At 55.3% G+C, this 18,133-nt stretch carries 15 protein-coding genes; 11 read left to right on the forward strand and 4 right to left on the reverse strand.

Translation table 11 applies throughout. From position 1 onward, the window contains the following. Positions 1-226 precede the first annotated feature (226 nt). A complete protein-coding gene (locus CLV58_RS01120) occupies positions 227-2,563 on the forward strand; it encodes a mechanosensitive ion channel family protein (protein WP_106135922.1) in 2,337 nt (778 codons plus the stop codon). Between the two features lie 129 nt (positions 2,564-2,692). Here CLV58_RS01120 and CLV58_RS01125 read toward each other — a convergent pair whose 3' ends face one another. Next, positions 2,693-3,271, reverse strand: a complete 579-nt coding sequence (locus tag CLV58_RS01125) for an outer membrane beta-barrel protein (protein ID WP_106135923.1) — start codon at positions 3,269-3,271, stop codon at positions 2,693-2,695. A gap of 196 nt (positions 3,272-3,467) precedes the next feature. After that, the gene (locus tag CLV58_RS01130) at positions 3,468-4,586 is read right to left on the reverse strand and encodes a 3-keto-disaccharide hydrolase (RefSeq protein WP_170108623.1); all 1,119 of its coding nucleotides are present in this window, start codon (positions 4,584-4,586) and stop codon (positions 3,468-3,470) included. A gap of 152 nt (positions 4,587-4,738) precedes the next feature. Between CLV58_RS01130 and CLV58_RS01135 the strand changes: the two genes are divergently transcribed. The 9 genes from CLV58_RS01135 (at position 4,739) to CLV58_RS01175 (ending at position 14,627) form a co-directional block, all read left to right on the forward strand. Beyond that, positions 4,739-5,608 carry an ATP-binding cassette domain-containing protein gene (locus tag CLV58_RS01135; RefSeq protein ID WP_106135925.1) on the forward strand — a complete coding sequence of 290 codons (870 nt, stop codon included), beginning with the start codon at positions 4,739-4,741 and terminating at the stop codon, positions 5,606-5,608. Next, positions 5,605-6,438, forward strand: coding sequence for a hypothetical protein (locus CLV58_RS01140; RefSeq protein WP_106135926.1), 834 nt, complete (start codon positions 5,605-5,607; stop codon positions 6,436-6,438). Before CLV58_RS01135 ends, CLV58_RS01140 begins: the two co-directional genes overlap by 4 nt. Positions 6,439-6,440: 2 nt before the next feature. Beyond that, positions 6,441-6,833, forward strand: a complete 393-nt coding sequence (locus tag CLV58_RS01145) for a GntR family transcriptional regulator (RefSeq protein ID WP_106135927.1) — start codon at positions 6,441-6,443, stop codon at positions 6,831-6,833. Then, on the forward strand, positions 6,830-7,510 hold the full coding sequence (locus CLV58_RS01150) for a hypothetical protein (RefSeq protein WP_106135928.1): 681 nt from the start codon (positions 6,830-6,832) through the stop codon (positions 7,508-7,510). The genes CLV58_RS01145 and CLV58_RS01150 overlap by 4 nt, the downstream gene beginning before the upstream one ends. 37 nt (positions 7,511-7,547) lie before the next feature. Continuing rightward, positions 7,548-8,126, forward strand: coding sequence for a hypothetical protein (locus CLV58_RS01155; RefSeq protein ID WP_211300801.1), 579 nt, complete (start codon positions 7,548-7,550; stop codon positions 8,124-8,126). A 459-nt stretch (positions 8,127-8,585) separates the two neighbouring features. Next, positions 8,586-9,191, forward strand: coding sequence for a DUF6436 domain-containing protein (locus CLV58_RS01160; RefSeq protein WP_211300802.1), 606 nt, complete (start codon positions 8,586-8,588; stop codon positions 9,189-9,191). Then, positions 9,184-11,454: a response regulator gene (locus tag CLV58_RS01165; RefSeq protein WP_106135930.1), complete on the forward strand. Its 2,271-nt coding sequence runs from the start codon at positions 9,184-9,186 to the stop codon at positions 11,452-11,454. The genes CLV58_RS01160 and CLV58_RS01165 overlap by 8 nt, the downstream gene beginning before the upstream one ends. Positions 11,455-11,586: 132 nt before the next feature. Further along, positions 11,587-12,951 (forward strand): GAF domain-containing sensor histidine kinase, encoded by a 1,365-nt coding sequence (locus tag CLV58_RS01170; protein ID WP_245882165.1) that lies wholly within the window; start codon positions 11,587-11,589, stop codon positions 12,949-12,951. Between the two features lie 605 nt (positions 12,952-13,556). After that, the gene (locus CLV58_RS01175) at positions 13,557-14,627 is read left to right on the forward strand and encodes a 3-oxoacyl-ACP synthase III family protein (RefSeq protein WP_106135932.1); all 1,071 of its coding nucleotides are present in this window, start codon (positions 13,557-13,559) and stop codon (positions 14,625-14,627) included. A gap of 111 nt (positions 14,628-14,738) precedes the next feature. On the opposite strand, the gene CLV58_RS01180 is transcribed toward CLV58_RS01175, so the two are convergent. Then, a complete protein-coding gene (locus CLV58_RS01180; protein WP_106135933.1) occupies positions 14,739-14,930 on the reverse strand; it encodes a cold-shock protein in 192 nt (63 codons plus the stop codon). A gap of 435 nt (positions 14,931-15,365) precedes the next feature. Between CLV58_RS01180 and CLV58_RS01185 the strand changes: the two genes are divergently transcribed. Next, a complete protein-coding gene (locus CLV58_RS01185) occupies positions 15,366-17,168 on the forward strand; it encodes a M61 family metallopeptidase (protein ID WP_106135934.1) in 1,803 nt (600 codons plus the stop codon). A 43-nt stretch (positions 17,169-17,211) separates the two neighbouring features. Here the strand turns inward: CLV58_RS01185 and CLV58_RS01190 are convergent, their stop codons facing one another. Continuing rightward, the gene (locus tag CLV58_RS01190) at positions 17,212-18,102 is read right to left on the reverse strand and encodes an alpha/beta hydrolase (protein WP_170108624.1); all 891 of its coding nucleotides are present in this window, start codon (positions 18,100-18,102) and stop codon (positions 17,212-17,214) included. Positions 18,103-18,133: the final 31 nt, after the last annotated feature.

Raw genomic sequence — 18,133 nt, forward strand, 5'->3', positions numbered from 1 at the left:
TACCAACTTGCCAGCGATACACAAACCCCCGCAGCCATCCGGCGGCTGCGGGGGTTTGTCGTGTCTGTTGATGAGCGGACAGCCGATTTTAGTGCCTGATTTGCTGGATTGGCTGAGTAAATTGAGCCGGTAGTCTGGTGCCGTTCCTGTACTCATTTAGAAAAAAATACGACCATTGCACCGATCTTGTGCGTTTACCTAGTTATTACCATCCAATTGTAGGTGCATGCATAGTCAACGTTTTTGGCACTACTGCTTCTTCATTTTATTCGCTTTATGGCCATCGGAACAGGCGCTTGCGCAGGATACGACGCAGATACCGGTGGCTGGGCAGTCTATTCCCGATACGCTGTTATTTAAAATTCAGAAAGCCCAGTCGGCTATTACCGAGCTTAAATCGGCGGGTAAACGTGGGTACGGCGTAACGCGTATTCGAGCTGGCCTGGCGGACGTAAAAGCCAGTATCGCGCCCATCGTAGCCGACGTCAACCTGCACAAGCTGGCCATCGATCCCAAAGTCATCGCCAACTACCGGCTGATTCTGAACGATGCGCAGACCCGACTGGCGACCTGGCGAACCGCGCTGTCCAAGTCCAACAATGACTTACAGCGGCAGCTCGATCAATTGGTAAATTTGAGTGGCGATTCATTGCTGACCGTGTCTGGTAACGATACGACGGAGAAAGTACTCTATCGCGATCAGCTGGCAAGCATTAAGCTCCAGCTACAGAATGCCGGTACGCAGACCAGTGCCCAGCTGGATACGGTCAGTCGGTTGCTGGCTGATGTGTCGGGTACATCGTTGAACGTTAGTGAGTTGCAGGCTACACTGGGGGAGCAGCTGCAACAATCAACTGCCAACACGCTTGGTAGGGAGGTACCGCATTTGTGGCAGGCCCCCGTGTCGCTTAGTGTGTCGCAACTGAGCGAGCAGCTATGGGCGAACTACCTGGGGCAGCAAAAAATTCTGACGTACTTCCTGAGTGCAACCTGGGACGACCGGTTTCTGCTCTATCTGCTGGCCATCGGTTTCTTCGCCTGGGTATTTGCCAATTTCAGAAAACTCAACGCCCTGTCGGGTAGGCAGGATCTGGGTAAGCTCAACACAACGAATCTGCGGCCGGTACCGGTCATCGCGTCGCTGATCGTGCTGCTGAACCTGATTCCCCTGTTCGAACCGGGTGCTCCGTCGTCGTACATCGAATTCACGCAGTTTCTGCTGCTGGTCGTACTGAGTATTCATCTGTGGCATAAACTGGCCCCGCCTGATCTGCGGCTGTGGCAGGCAAACGGTGTATTGTATGTGCTGCTGATCGTCACGGTCAACCTGGTCAACGACTCGCTGGGTCTACGGCTCTGGCTTATCGGACTAAACTTGGCCTTCCTCTACATTGGCTATCGGTACGCCGGTCATTTGCAAAGTAAATCGGTCAGTACGCGCATCATCCGTCCCGTAACCCGATTGTTCTTCGTCCTGCACGTCCTGGCAATTTTGCTGAACGTGATCGGGCGAATCAGTCTGGCGAAGACGTTCAGCCTGACGGCGGTTATTGCGCTGGTGCAAATCACCGGGCTCGCCGTATTTATCGAGATCGTGCTGGAAGCGCTCGAACTACAGATGCGGATTAGTGCCAGTGCGCAGGGACTTTTTTCGCGGGTAAACGTCGATCACACGCGCCGGGCGGCCAAGAAAGGGCTGGTTTTTCTGGCGGTGGCCCTGTGGCTGCTGGTATTCCTAACCAACCTGGGTATTGCCGATAGTGTCTTTAGCTTCATCGGCGAGGTGCTCACCAAACCGCGTACGTTCGGCAGCGTTACGTTCAGCCTGAGCAATATCCTGTCGTTCTCGATCATCATTTATCTGTCGAGTCTGCTACAGAAAAACATCGGCTTGTTTTTCGGCGAAAGTCAGGTGCCGTCGGCGAATGGGCAGGTCGACCAGGTCAATTCCATGCTGGCCCTGATTCGGCTGGTCATCATCATCGGCGGGGTGCTGCTGGCCGTAGTTGCATCGGGCGTGTCGATCGACAAATTCACCGTTGTGCTGGGGGCGCTCAGCGTCGGAATCGGTCTCGGTATGCAGAATATCGTGTCCAACTTCGTGTCGGGCATTATCCTGATCTTCGAAAAACCCTTCCGCATCGGCGACTACATCGAACTGGCCGACAAAAAAGGCCGTATCCTCGACATCGGCATCCGGTCCAGTAAAATGCTGACCGGTCAGGGTTCCGAAGTCATCATTCCCAACGGTGATCTGCTGTCGAACCGACTGGTCAACTGGTCGTCGCGGGGAACGTATCTGAAAACGGAATTTACCCTGAAAGTGGGTGGCGACACGGATATGCAGCAGTTGCGGACGATTATTCAGGAAAGCGCCAGTCAGCTCGATGAGTCGGTGAATGGAATGCCGCCGGAAGTTGTCGTAACGGGTATTGCTGCTGATGCTATCGAACTAAAGGTGGTCGCCTGGATGCGCAGTATTTCCAGCGAATCCAGCCTGAAAAGCGAACTGCTTCAGCAACTGGTCGGCCGGTTCCGGGATGCCGGTATCCGGCTGCTGTAAGGTTGGGTTTTACGCCTGAGAGGTTGTACGGGGTAACAATGTTGAGTTCCCAAAATCGCCTACTAATCAAATAAAATGCTGATTGAGAGACCTAAAAGGTTTTCAAAACCTTTTAGGTCTGCGGGGAGACTACCGTTTGCCGAATTTTACAAAAGCACCCAGGCTGACCGTAGCAGTATGATTATCGTTCCCATCGAAAATATAGTGGTAGCCAAGCTCCGCATTCACACCTATCGATTGCGTAATTGACCATTGCAGACCCGCTTTGGGGCTCAAACCAACGTTACGGCTGGTTCCGGAGAACGTTTCCCGGGGCGACGTACTACCGTAGTCATAGAATTCGGTAGTATTGTTGCTGGCATATAGTCCGGCTTCCAGGCCCACGTACGGCCGCAACCGGCGGGTTGAAAAGAAATATTCCACCTGCCCCGTTGTCATCAGCGACCGACTGTTGCTACGAAATGTCCCCGCCCCAAATTCGCTACGCTGCGTAAAATAGCGGGCATTTACGCCAACCGCTACACGGGGACTGGTGAAATAACGCACGGTAACCCCAGTGCCCCATGTACCATCGCTCAAAGTCATGCCCCGTTGAATGGGGATGGACCGTACGCCCGCTACGTTGAGCTGAAATTGCGCGTATGAACGGGTTGAGACGAAGGCGAAAAGGATAATAACGAGAGCCGATACCTTGAAAATGATACGCATAATCTAATTAGTTGATAGAACAGTTTCTATCGGGAGTCGGAAAGCGGAACATTCGTTGGCTTACCAATAGAAAATATATTGATCGGTAGCCAGGCCGTAGACCTAAAAGGTTTCGAAAACCTTTTAGGTCTGGATTGGAATGGTAAACTCACCTGTCTAGGTGCAACGTATCTATATCGCGTAAGCGCATTATACATCAACGGCCTTGTAGCGAGATTGCCAGATCAGGTACCGGGCCGAGCACCGTTTCCAGTCGGAGGGTGGCCGTGGTAGTCCGGTTGGGATCGGCGGACAGCAGCACAACGGGTAGGGCGAGGGTTTCACCCCGTTTCAGGCGCAGGGGGAACGTCGGCAACTGAACCCGGAATCGATCGTTTGCCGGTCCGCTCAATTCTACTGCAACCAGTTCAACGGCGTCTCCCCGGTTCGTGAGTTGAACGGATTGCGGTTTGCCGGGAACGAGGTCGGTTAGGGTAGTTTTGTCGGCGGTAAGGCTCAATGATTGGGGGGAGGTGTAGTCGACGGGGCGCAGTTCGATCTGTCGATAATAGACTTCAGCCCCTTCCGACTGAAGCTGAATTTTGCCACGCGTCGTCTGCTGATGGATCGCCGGGCGGTAGGTGTTGAACAGCCGGTTGACGACGTAGCCATTGACGATGTACACCGCGTCGGCCCCGCGCGTAATCAGCTCGACCGTGTTCCACTGACCGTGCGGGCGTTCAAAATCGCCCGACCGATACACGCGGCCACTGCCAACGGCATCGGCGTTGCGACGCAGGGGCGCATCGACCGCATACTGATCCAGCGATTTGCCCCGTACCGTCACCGGCTGCATCGGAAATTCGGCTGAACCTGCACCGACCCCGAAAAAGTCGCCGAACTCGCCCTCCTGAATCTGGAGTTCACTGCTGCGCAACCAGCAATCGTAGGCAAACGAATACGGGCCGGTGGCATGGTAGAGCAGCCCTGCATCGCGCCGGGTGCTGTCGTTCGGATACCATTTTTTCGTGCCCCAGCGTACGGCCAGTCGCAGGTGATAGTTGTCGTATTCCTGCCGGGTGCTGATACCGCCCCACAGCTGTCCCGACGCCCGGATAGCGCCATCGGCGACGGTGAAAACACGCAACGGGTCGTTGTTCAGGCCGTAGGGCGGCTGCTTTGTCCCCTCCGGTTGGCGCAGATACGTATCCCAGCCCGCAAGGCTTTTGCCGTCGAACAGCGACGACCACCGGCTGGTCGGCTGCGCCCAGGCTATCAGATGGAGACCACTCAGTATCAGGGTGGAGGCAATGCAACGAAAAGTAGACGCGAACATATGTGTATGTGGGAAATCGACACGATAATACGCCATCCGCTCGATTCTACTGCCTGATCGACCGTCTACGAAATTTATTCAGTCAGTTACTTGACAGGTATTACTAGCTTATTTACTATTGCAGTGTACTATTTATCTAATACACTATAGCAATGATTGTACTGGACGATGTTACGTTTGGGTACCGGCGGAAGAAGCCGCTGTACGCCGGACTGAATCTGACGCTGGAGCCCGGTTCAGTATACGGGCTTCTGGGGCCGAACGGAGCCGGCAAATCGACCCTCCTGCGGTTGCTGGCGGGGCTCCTGTATCCCCAGCAGGGCCAGATCCGAGCTGGCGATCTGGTACCGGGCGACCGCAAACCGGCGTTTCTGGAAGAGCTGTTTCTGGTGCCGGAAGAGTTTTACCTGCCGCCCGTCCGTATCCGGCAGTTTGTCGACAGCAACGCGCCGTTCTATCCGCGTTTCAGCCATGCGCAGATGACGGGTTACCTGCGCGAGTTTGGCCTGACCGACGAGCAAAAACTAAATGAACTGTCGTACGGGCAGAAAAAGAAGGTGCTGATTGGCTTCGGACTGGCGACCAATACGGCGCTGCTGCTCATGGACGAACCTACCAACGGACTCGACATTCCCTCGAAAAGTCAGTTTCGGCGGCTGGTTGCCGGGGCCGTCGATGAGCGCCGGACAGTTGTGATTTCGACGCACCAGGTGCGCGACCTCGAAGCCCTGATCGACCCGGTGATTATTCTGGCCGAACGTGACGGCCGGATGACGGTAGCCCTGAAAGCCAGCGTAGAGGAAATAACAACCCAGCTGTGGTTCGGTATGCTGCCGACGCTCGATGTCGCCCGCCCCCTGCTATTCTCAGAGCGAGCTGTCGGGGGCTATGCCGTCGTGGCGGAGAACCCGACCGGCGAGCCCAGCCGCCTTGATCTGGAGCGACTATTCAACGCCGTTCAGGCCCATCCCGACCGTATCCGCACGCTGTTCTCCTCACCATCAACCGTTACCGCCTTATGAACCAGACGTTTTCACCAAGCCGTTTCGGTCGGCTTCTGCGCACTTATTTCGTTGAGAACCGCAACGCGCTGCTGGCCAACGTTGCCGTACTGTTTGTGGTGTTAATCGCCTTTTCGTCCATAGTGTATCGGCAATATCCAGTAAGCGTGGCCAACAGCCGCTACAATGTCTTGTTTATCGTTGGTGGGGCAGCCTGGTACATATTTACTGTTCAGCAGGTGGCTGTACTGAACGAGAAAGAAAAGGCCATCACTTACTTGTTACGGCCAGCTTCACTGATAGAGAAGTGGCTGCAGTTGGTTGTTGTCTCTGGCTTATTTTATCTGATTGTGTGCCTGTCATTGTTCACAATCATCGATTCAATAGGTGTCTGGTTTGTCAACCATCGAAACTGGAAACCGGAGGAGCTGAAATCGATTCGTGAAGACTACGGGAGCCTATTGACAATCGACTCATATCTGAACTGGAGAGACATAGGTGAGCTTCCCCGCAGTTTCTGGCTGAGTGCGGCACTCATCCATCCGGCATCGCTGGCGCTGGCGCTATTAATACGCCGGTACACGTTGCCATTACTACCCGTGATTGCCTTCGCGTTTGTGTTTGCGTTGACCTTTTTCAATAGACAATTGCTACAGGGCCTTTTTAGTGATCAGGTTTCGGTGTCGCTAGAAATTTTTGGGAATGCATTCGTGGAAAAAATAAATGGACCATGGCGGATGGTGCGCATACCAAAGCCTGCCGGTGATATTATTCGCTACGGGGTAGGGGTGTCGGCGGTGCTTTTGTTGTATGTAACAGCCTTTTTTCGGCTGAAAGAACGGGAGGTGTGAGTATGGAATTTCGTGATAAACAGGCCATTTACCTGCAAATCGCTGAGTATGTCAGCGAGCAGGTGCTGCTGGGTCGCTGGAACGCCGGCGACCGGATACCGTCGGTACGCGAGCTGGCGGCTGAACTGGAAGTAAACCCCAATACCGTGATGCGGACCTACGAATTTTTGAGCCAACAGGGCGTGATTGCCAACAAACGAGGTATCGGCTATTTCCCCGCCGACGATGCGGCCGACAAAATCCGGGCGTTTCGACGCGAGCAGTTTCTGGCCAACGACCTACCCGTCTTTTTCAAAAACCTGACCCTGCTCGGCATCGACCTGCGCGACATTGAGCAGCGCTACGAACAGTATACCGCCACCCAGGCAACGTCACAAACCCCCGTTCAACCATGAAAACAAGTCATTATTTACTGATCGCTGCGGTCCTGATTACCCTGACGGGGATGGTCGCTACCGATGTGCTGCTTGCGCGGGAATACGCGAAAATCGACTGGCGCGACCCGTATCAGTTTTTCGTCCGGCGCGACCTGCCGGCGGCTGCGCATCTGGTCATCAACGGGACGGGAAGCCGGGAGATTTTCGTCGAAACGGGGCAGCGGTCGCAGGCACTCATTGCACCCGACGATAGTTCGTTCTTCAGCTTTCGCGTGCAACACGACACATTACACGTTTCGTTTAACCCGGATACTGCCAATCATTCAAGCCCGAGTGGGTCTGTGTGGAATAACCCGATGACAGGTTTGGTTGTGCGGCTTCCTGCGTTCGTCAGCGTACGGGGGATCAACACCCGGCTGACCATACAGGACCGGACGCAGCCCACGCTTGACGTGTCGTTACAAAACAGCGTCCTGTTCGCTAATAAGCTGACCGCTTCGCCCGTACTCCACCTGACCGAAACGCAAAACAGCTTTGCCCTGCTGCGAGACGGTCATTACAAAGCCGTAGAGTTGGTCGTTCAGGATTCAAGCGCGGTCCATCTGCACGACCCGCAGATAGACGCTTTTTCTCCGACCCTGTCTGACCGGGCCGAAGTGCAGTTCAAGGGTAAAGCCACGCGCTGGGTGAAGTGAATGACCGAGACAGACAACCATTCAAAACAGAATCGTAATGATTAGCAAGGTGAGGCCGATGACAGCGGAAGTCAGAACAGCCGGCTGGCTTTATTTCCTCCTGGCTGCCCGATTGCTGCTGGCTGGCATGCTGCTTAGCTACGGGGTGGCCAAACTGGCCGGCTTGCAGTTTGGCGTGAGCGATGCGACCATGCAGATGGCCCTGAAAGACATCGACCTGTTTCGGTTGTCGTGGTACCTGGCCGACCATGAGCCATTCCGGTCGTTCGTTGGCGTCTCGCAGATCGTCACGGCAGTGCTCCTGCTTTACCCCCGCACCGTGCTGATCGGCGCGTTCGTGTCTATCCCGATCTGGCTAAACATCCTGATCTGGGACCTGACGTTCATGGGCGATGGCGCCGACGTTTTTACGGTCAGGTTATCGGTATACCTGGCGCTGACTGGATTGATCATCGGTCAGGAGCGACCCAATGTCGTTCCCGCACTCCGGCGAATGCTACTGACACGATCACTCGGCAATTATCCCGTTTGGGCATACCTGCTGTTACCCGTGATCGCGGTGCTGATTGAGTTGATGGGTGGATTACTCAACTGGGGGATTCAGTCCGTGTTCTGATCGGCTGGGTGGCCACGGGGTCGTGACAACGGCAGCCCGTCAGGAAAACAGCCTGCGTTATAACCGTGCGTCCGGTTTCTGGATGGTTTCAATCGACCATACCGGAAACCGGACGCACGGTTTTGGTATGAACTCGTGATCGGTTTGTCAGCGCTTGAAGCGACTATTCAGGGCGTATCGGGCTTGTCAGATGGGAAGTCGGGTCCGTAAACGCGATGTGATACAGCGAGACACAGCCAGGGGGATTGACAAAACGGTTGGCGGGTATAAAATTTGACATATGTTATGTCATTGGTTATTGCTAAAAATGATTGTTATTGGATCTATAATTGTTACTTTATCTTTGTTTATTGATACTGATAAGTAAACGAGTGTGTACATTCCATCAGTATGGGGTTTGCAGGCCGTATATTTATCAAACTTACTGTACTGCCTAAGCGCTTACGATAGTAAACCATTATGATCCGAACAGGCCTGGTAACACTTTGGCTGCTGGCACTTGTTGCCGCCGTGGGAAGCTTGTTCTGGTACCAGGACTGGGTATACCAGTTGCCGACGCCCGTACCCGACACGTATGTTCCCGTTCAAACCGGAACCGTCATCAAGGTGACCCCATCGGTCGCCAGCCAGCCCGACAAACCCGTTTTTCTGCATTTTTTTAACCCGGCCTGTCCCTGTTCGCGCTTCAATCAGCCTCAGTTCAACGCCCTGGTCAGGCAATTTGGCCGGCAGGTGAATTTTGCGGTCGTTGTCATGAGCACCCGGCCGTACTCGGCGGAACAGATTCAGCAAAAGCTTGGCCTGCGGGTGCCTGTCCTGACGGATTCGTCGCTGGCCCGGGCCTGCGGGGTGTATGCCACGCCCCAGGCGGTCCTGCTCGATAGTCGGCACCGCCTGTACTACCGGGGCAACTACAACCGTAGCCGCTACTGCACCGACGAGCAGACAAACTATGCCAAACAGGCCCTTACCGCATTGCTTACCCGGTCCGGGCGGGTAACCGATGAACGGGCGCTAACAGCCTACGGCTGTAGTTTACCTTATTGTAAAATTGATAATGACTGATAGCCCTGCCCTCGTCGCCGAGCCTACGGATGCCTTTCACCTGCGCGTCCAATGGCGGTCCGACCGCTGGATGAATTATTTTTTGAGCGGTTATTTCATTATTGGCTTGCTGTTCGCGACTGTCTACGATACCTGGCTGATCGCCGTGGGCGTGGGCGGGTTGCTACTCGTCGCCTATTATTCCGCTAAATACGTACTACCCCAGTCGAATCTGTATCAGTATGTGCTGAGTACGGTACTTGCGGTATTCATGGCCCAGTATATCTACCAGATGCACGGGCTGTTCGAGATGCATTTTTTCGCGTTCATCGGGAGTGCCGTGCTGATTACGTACCAGAACTGGAAGCTGCAACTGCCGTTTCTGGTTGTTGTGCTGGTACACCATGCCGTGTTTGCTTATTTGCAGAACAACGGCTGGGAGCAGGTTTACTTCACGCGGCTGGCTTACTTCGACCTGCTCACGTTCGTTATTCACATGGGGCTGGCCACGGTCATCTTTTTTATTTGTGGCCTGTGGTCCTATCAGCTTCAAAAATACAACGAGCGGCACCTCGACCACTTTATTACGCTGGCGCAGTTGCAGAAAGAAGCGCAACTGTCGCTGGAGCGTAAACTAAGCGCGGAAGCACAGCGAAAAGCCAACGAGCAACTTCGGGCGACAAACCAGGCACTGGAGCGCGCCCGCGAGGAAGCGGAACAGGCCAATCGGGCCAAAAGTACGTTTCTGGCGACGATGAGCCACGAGATCCGTACGCCCATGAACGGTGTAATCGGCATGGCTGCCCTGCTGCAGGAAACGCCCCTGTCGCAGGAGCAGCAGCTGTTTACGAATACGATTGCCAGCTGCGGGGAGACGCTGATCCAGGTAATCAACGACATTCTCGACTTCTCGAAAATCGAGTCGGGCCATCTGGAACTGGAACAACTGCCGTTTGACCTGCGGCAGTGTCTGGAGGATGTGCTGGATATGTTCGGGGCGCGGGCGGCCCAGCAAGGGCTGGAACTGGTATACGACATTGCCGAAGATGTTCCCCGGTGTCTGGTGGGCGATGCCCTGCGTCTGCGGCAGATTCTGATCAATCTGGTGGGCAACGCGGTCAAGTTCACCAAACAGGGCGAAATCTGCGTGCTCGTTCAGCGGGAATCCGGTACGTCGGCGGAGGACCTGTGCGTTCGGTTCGACGTATCGGATACCGGCATTGGTATTGCCGAAGCGCACCTGACGCGTCTGTTCAAGGCATTCTCGCAGGTCGACTCTTCTACGACGCGCCAATACGGAGGAACCGGGCTGGGATTGGCCATTGCCCAGAAACTGGTTCAGCTGATGGGGGGCGACATCGGTGTTGTCAGCCAGCCCGGTCAGGGAACGACCTTTTCATTCACGATACATACGGCTGAAGGCCATAACCCTGTCGGGGTCAGTACGCAGTACGAGTTGGCTGATCTGGCGGGAAAGCGCGTGTTGGTTGTCGATGATAATGCGACGAATCTGGCTATTCTGAAGCGCCAGTTTGAGCGCTGGCAACTACAGCCGATCCTGACCAGCAGTGGGCAGCAGGCGCTGGCGGTACTGGCTGCCGGGGCCTCTGTCGATTTGATCGTCACGGATATGCAGATGCCGGAAATGGACGGCCTGACGCTGGGGCGACAGCTTCGCGCGTGTTTTCCGGCCATTCCCCGGATGCTGCTCAGTTCCATGGGCGAAGAGCTTCGGCCGGAGCAGCGGTCACTGTTTGTGTCTATTTTAACCAAGCCCATCAAGCGGCAGGTGCTGGCCCGGCATGTGCAGGAAGCACTGCTGGCGTCGCCCCCCAGCCCGACCGTACCCGTGTCGGTTCCGCAGCTTTCGACCGATTTTTCGGTGAGCTATCCCCTGGCTATCCTGGTAGCGGAAGATAATTCCATGAATCAGCGGCTGATCGGGCACGTGCTGCAAAAGCTGGGTTATCAACCCGACATCGTCAGTAACGGTCAGCTGGCGCTTGAGGCAGTTGACCAGAAGACGTATGACCTGGTGCTGATGGACATGCAGATGCCCGTGCTGGACGGATTGGCCGCTACCAAGCAGATCCGGGAACTGGATGGTAGTCAGCCGATTATTATTGCGCTGACTGCCAATGCATTGGCCGAACACGAACAACAGTGTCTGGAAGCTGGTATGAATGACTTTGTCAGCAAACCCATCCGATTACCCGAACTGATTACGAAGATAGCACACTGGTATCCGCAACTGACCAAAGTCGGGCCGTATAGTATGTCCTGATCCCGGCGACACGCTGAAAAAGGAAGTATCGCCAGTTGCTGAGGATTCACAGTTGCCGGTCAATGAACATACTTCGTATTCCTCCTGTTGTCATGGATGTCTACTTTGCCGGGGCCTGCCCGGTTCGCTACCATGCTGCCTCCTGATCCTACAGCGGAAACCAACAGGCTACAAGCCCTGCACACGTATCATATTCTGGACTCGCTGCCCGAGGCCGATTATGACAATATTACCAGTCTGGCCGCCCAGATCTGCCAGACCCCTATTTCCCTGATTAGCTTGGTCGACGAAAAGCGGCAGTGGTTGAAATCGGCCCAGGGGGTGACGATCCGGGAAACGCCCCGCCCGTTTTCGTTTTGTGCCCACACCATTCTGGACCCCAATGAGCCCTTGCTCGTTTCCGATACCCGGCAGGATGAACGCTTTGCGGATAATCCCTTCGTCACGGGGGAGCCGCACGTCGTTTTTTACGCGGGTATGCCACTAACCGATGAAAACGGCTTTGCGCTTGGCTCGCTGTGCGTACTGGACGACAAGCCCCGGCAACTGAGCCCCGACCAGTTGACTGCGTTAAAAACACTGACCCGGCAGGTTGTCAATCTACTCGCGCTGCGGAAAGCCAACAATGCGCTCCTGCAAAGCGAACAGCGCTACCAGCACCTTTCCGCCGAACTGGACCAGCAAGTGCAGGCGCGCACGCAGGAAATCAGCCAAGCCAACGACGAACTGCGGCAGACGAACGAATTACTGGCGCAGGCCAACAACACCCTGCAGCAATTCGCGGCCGTAGCTTCCCATGACTTACAGGAGCCGCTGCGAAAAATTCAGTCGTTCGGCAATCTGTTGCTCGGTCAACACGCCGACCAACTGGGAAAGGAGGGACGGGATTACCTTGAGCGAATGCAGATGGCGGCCAACCGGATGTCGGCCCTGATCCGGGATTTGCTGACGTATTCGCGCATCGCTGCGCTCCACGACCGACGCCGGCTGGTGTCGCTCTCGGCTGTCGTTCAGGCGGTACTACAGGATCTGGACTTACTGATTGCCGATACGGGGGCCGTTGTCGAGGTCGATCCGTTGCCGGAGGTATTGGGCGATGACGTTCAGTTGGGGCAGCTGTTTCAAAACCTGCTGAGCAACGCCCTCAAATTTAGCCGGGCCAATCCGGCCCGGTCATCGTTCCCCGCGACGCCACCCCGTGTGCAGATTCGCGTTCAGCCCGTACTGGCCAAAGACTTACCCAAAACGATAACGCCAGCGCTTCCGGCTCCACTCTACTACCGAATCGACGTAACCGACAACGGCATAGGCTTCGAACAGAAGCAGGCCAGCCGTATTTTTCAGGTGTTTCAGCGGCTGCATGGCAAGAATGAGTTCTCCGGTACCGGTATCGGACTGGCTATCTGCGAAAAAGTAGTGGTCAACCACGGGGGCGCTATCAGGGCAACCAGTCGGCCGGGGCACGGGGCCACGTTTAGCGTTTATCTCCCCAACTAGTTCGAGCTGAACAAGCCTGTTACGCTTGGTGTGGGGATATGCCTACAAAACTGGGTAGTGGCTGCCCAGGTATTTATAGGTAGTTTACTGAATAATAGATTGTAAATGAGCATGTTGACTCCTAGTATTTGTGTTGGTATGATTTAGGTACATGGAAAAGGAAATGGGTTACTAACATTAGTTGTTCGCAGCCTTTCGAGTTGCTTCATACATAGATACAAGGTTACTACACTCAACGTTACAGACACTGAAAAGAACGACAAAAGCCTGGCTACACGCCGGGCTTTTGTGCGTAAGGAGGCTCACGCCGGCCGATAACCAGTTTCTTTGCCCATGTGACTCGTGCCTACGTACCCACTACTGCCGGAACAAGCCACGCTACTAAATTATGGGTAGCCTGGGTACATTCACGAGCGAAAAACGGGCGTGCTATCGATCTTTGTCTGTTTGTCGCGACTGAACTAGCTTTGTTCGGGCAGGGTTAGTGCGTCAGGCAAACCGCGACGCACTGCGTGCCGGTCGGCCTGGGGGCGCTGATTACGCGGCTGGCCTGAATTAGCTCAATTAACTTGCTCGCCGTAAACGACCATTCCCAACACCATCGTATGATTCAGTCTGTTATTACCGCCACGGGTAGCTACATCCCGGACCGGATTGTCAAGAATCAGGACTTTCTAACGGCCCGTTTTTTCACGGCCCAGGGGCAACCCATCGATAAGGCCCCAGCCGCTATCCTTCAACAGTTCAGCACGATTACGGGTATCGACGAACGACGCTATGCCGACACCGATCAGCAGGCGTCTGATCTGGGGTTGCTGGCGGCTCAGCAGGCATTGCGCAACGGAAATATCGATGCCGAAACGCTCGATTACATCATTGTGGCTCACAACTTTGGCGATGTAGCGGCTGACAGCAACCGGGTAACACTGGTCCCGTCGCTGGCTTCTCGCATCAAGGCGGGGCTAGCCATACGGAATCCGTCCTGCGTGGCATACGATATTGCGTTCGGCTGTCCGGGCTGGCTGGAGGGCTTTATTCAGGCCAACTATTACATTCGCTCGGGCGATGCCCGCCGGTGCCTGGTGATCGGAACCGAAACGCTGTCGCGCGTCATTGACCCCAGCGACCGCGACAGCCTGCTGTTTGCCGATGGCAGCGGAGCCGTCGTCCTGGAGGCTTCGTCGGACGGGTCGGCGGGCGTATTGGCCCACCATACCCAGACCCATGCGTACGAGTATGTCAACCTGCTCGGCATGGGGCCGGCTTATGCGCCCCAGCACGAGCCCGGTCAGGATTTGTTCATGAAAATGAACGGACGCAAACTTTACGAGTTTGCCCTGCAGCACGTGCCTTCCGTCGTCAAGACAGCATTGGATAAGGCCGGCGTGGCCCTGACCGACATCAGGAAGGTGCTGATTCACCAGGCCAACCACAAGATGGACGTCGCAATTCTGGAACGGCTCTTCAAGCTGTATGACCAACCCTGTCCGGATCTGGACCTGATGCCGATGACGATTCACTGGCTGGGCAACAGCTCGGTGGCAACGATACCCACACTGCTCGACTTACTACGAGCGGGGCAACTGGACAACCACCAGATCAGTCCGGGGGATAAAGTCGTGCTGGCTTCGGTAGGGGCGGGCATGAATATCAACGCCGTCGTGTACCAGTTTTAAGCGAAACGGCAGCGACGCGCCGTAGGTAGGCAAGTCAGTAAACAGATCGGGGCTGGCCAACAAGTTTGTTTCGACTTGTCGGCCAGCCCCGATCGGCTGAAAAACGAGCGCTTAGGCTAGTTTAACGTTTACAGCGTTCAGGCCTTTCTTGCCCCGCTCAACGTCAAAGCTAACGGCGTCGTTCTCACGGATCTGGTCGATCGTACCCGATACGTGTACGAAGATATCTTCTCCGCCTTCGTCAGGTTTGATAAAACCAAAACCCTTACTGTCATTGAAAAATTTTACTGTCCCAGTTGCCATTACTTGTGTACGCGTTAGTTTCCGGGGCAAGAACGGCAGAAGACACTAGATCACCAAATGAAATATGACCAGCGTCCGTTAAAAAAGCAGCTCTGCCAGGAAGACCGCGAATGCTAGCGACATAGCGACGACGAAAGACCAGACACTCAGGTTGAGTAAATCGATGGAGGTATTGCGAATGGTAATCATAGGTTATGTGTTGTTACAGCTAATTGGCAGGCAAGTATACTGCAGGAAATACTCATGATATAGTCTTATTCTGTTAATTAATAGTGATTTAATAGGGCTGGGGGTACAAGCGGGTGCGTTAAACCTGACAAGTGGCGTGTGCTGCCAGCCGCTTATCCCGAAAACGGTCCGCAGGCAACAGCCAGATTGAGGCAACGCGCAGAAGGTTGTAGCTTGCGGTTTATTTAGCTCACTTCTTCGCACGTCATGATGCATCTTCGTTCTGCATGGCTGGTGTCGGGTCTGCTGCTGACGCAGCTGGCACTGGCCAAGCCGAAAACACCCCTCCGCTACGATATCAACCTCAACGACCGCGCCGACGATCAGTTTAAGGTCACACTACACGTCGACGGTCTCACGCCCGATAATGCCGTTTATCAATTCGCGTCGACGGCTCCCGGTACGTATCAGATCATGGACATCGGCCGGTACGTTCGCTCGTTCAAAGCCTTCGACGCCAAAGGGCGCGAGCTGAAGACGGAACCGGTATCGGTCAATCAGTGGAAACTCGATCAGCCCCAGAAGGTCCGGACGATTCAGTACAGCATTGCCGAAACCTGGGATACGCCCGTCAAGGAACACCATCCGTACAACATGTGCGGCACCTCGATCGAAAAAGATCATGCACTCATCAACGGACAGGGTGTGTTCGGCTACCCCACCGGCATGCAGGATGCCCCCATCGAGGTAAGCATCGCCCGCCCGGTGGAGTGGGAGGTGGGTACGGCGCTGGAAAAAACGGCGTCGGGTAGCTTCAAAGCGGACAACTACGACCGTATCGTCGATTCGCCCATCCTGCTGGGTCGGCTGACCAAAGCCACGACGACAGTAGCCGGTGCGCAGGTCGACATGTACACCTATTCGAAAACCGATCAGATCACCTCGCAGCAACTGCTCGACAATATGAAGTCGATGCTGACGGCGGCCGGGCAGTTTCTGAAACAGTTGCCGGTGAAGCGGTACACCTTCCTGTACCACTTTGAAGATCAGAGCTGGGGTGCGTGGGAGCATTCGTACAGTTCGGAATACGTGCTGAAGGAAGCGCCTTACTCGCAGCAACTGGCCGATGAGGTGACGTCGATTGCGGCTCACGAGTTTTTCCACGTCGTAACGCCCCTCAACATTCACAGCGAGATCATTCAGCAGTTCAACTTCGTAACACCCACGCCCTCCGAGCACCTGTGGCTGTACGAAGGAGTGACCGAATGGGCCAGCAAAGCCATGCAGCTGCGCGGTGGATTGATGGACCTGCCGACGTATCTGGGTGAGATGACGCAGAAGATCGGGCAGGACAAAAGCTACGACAGTACCTACAGCCTGGCCAAACTGGGTCTGACCTGCTATTCGGATTCGGGACAGCGTCAGTATGGCAACATCTACGCGCGGGGTGCCCTGACCGCTGGGCTGCTCGACATCCGACTGCTCGAACTGTCGGGCGGGAAGCGGGGGCTGCGTGAAGTGATTAATGAACTGGCCACGACATACGGTCCCAATCGCCCGTTCCCCGAAGCCGATTTCTTCACCATCTTCACCCAGAAAACGTATCCGGAAATCGGTGACTTTTTCAACCGGTACGTCAAAGCGGCCGAGCCCCTGCCGTACGCGGATTATTTCGGTAAACTGGGTATTACGTTTACGCCTGCCACGCCAACGGGACAGAAAGCCGCCTGGCTGGGCATGAAACCGACTTATCTCGATACCGATTCGAAATTTGTGCTGACCGGCATCAGCGAACCCCTGCAGCAGGCGGGGGTAAAAGAAAACGACGAGTGGGTCGGCTTTAACGGGCAACCGGTTAAACTCGAAACGATTGCACCGGTGCAGAAAGCAGTCCGGCAGCTGAAGCCGGGGGAAAGCTATACGGTTACGGTTCGTCGTGCTGGTCAGGACGTCACGCTGACGCTGCCGGTGCAGGAACGCGAAATCATCAAGCGCTTCGCCTTTACCCCCGACCCGCAGGCCACCCCGCAGCAGCTACAGCTCCGGGACGTGTGGATGAAGAATTTGTAATTGAGTTTTATGGTGGCAGCGCTAAGCGCTGCCACCATAAAACTCAAACTTTGGTGATAAACGTGACCTGATCGCGGATGGCCTGATGCGCTTCGGGTAGCCACCAGAACAGCATGAACACGTGAATCATGCTGGAATATTGCTCAAACTGGACCGGCTGCCCGGCGATTTGCATCTGCTGCACCAACTTACGCACTTCGTGAATGAGTACGTCATTTGTACCCATCTGAATCAGGATCGGCGGCAGACCGCTAAGGTCAGCGAAGATGGGCGACAGCAGTGGGTCGGCCGGGTTAGCCTGCTGCACGTATGACTGATCGACATAAGTGCGGTAGTCGGCGGATAGCATCGGGTCGGGTGGGATGCCTTCGTATTCGACCTTGTTCATGTTGACCACGGGTGACAGTAGCACCAGTTTCCGGGGTAATGGGGCTTCTCGCTGTCGCAGACCAAGGGTAGTCGTCAGGGCGAGGTTACCCCCGGCACTGTCGCCACTGATGAGCCAGTTTTCGGGCATTCGCTGCTGCCGTTGTAAGTCCAGTAGTACGGCCAGGATGCTGTTCAGGGCTGCCGGAAAGGGATGTTGCGGAGCCAAAGGGTACGGAATCACCAGCACGGCGTAGCGAAGCCGGCGACTCATGCGCAGGCAGTGTTCCCAGTGTGCTTTCATCGGCCCCGTGACGAAGCCGCCCCCCGGCAGATACACCAGCACGCCACGCTCCCGGCAGGGTTCATTCGTCCAGTAGCAGCGTAATCCGGCAATCATCTCGGTAGTGAAGCCCAGCTTATCCGGCGTTTTAAAGTCACCGGCGCGGTACCTGGGCTGCTTGCTGAACCAGAGGAACAGGCGGGAGAATCGAAACAGGCGGAAGCAGATTTCGAGCATGTTGCTCTGCCAACTGGGACCGGGCGGTGGGGGAGGAGGTGTTGGCATGACGAGGACCAGGCGATGGGGAAATCCGAAG

Origin of the sequence: Spirosoma oryzae, from assembly GCF_003002825.1 — a bacterium.
In the GTDB taxonomy this organism is placed as follows: Bacteria; Bacteroidota; Bacteroidia; order Cytophagales; family Spirosomataceae; genus Spirosoma; species Spirosoma oryzae.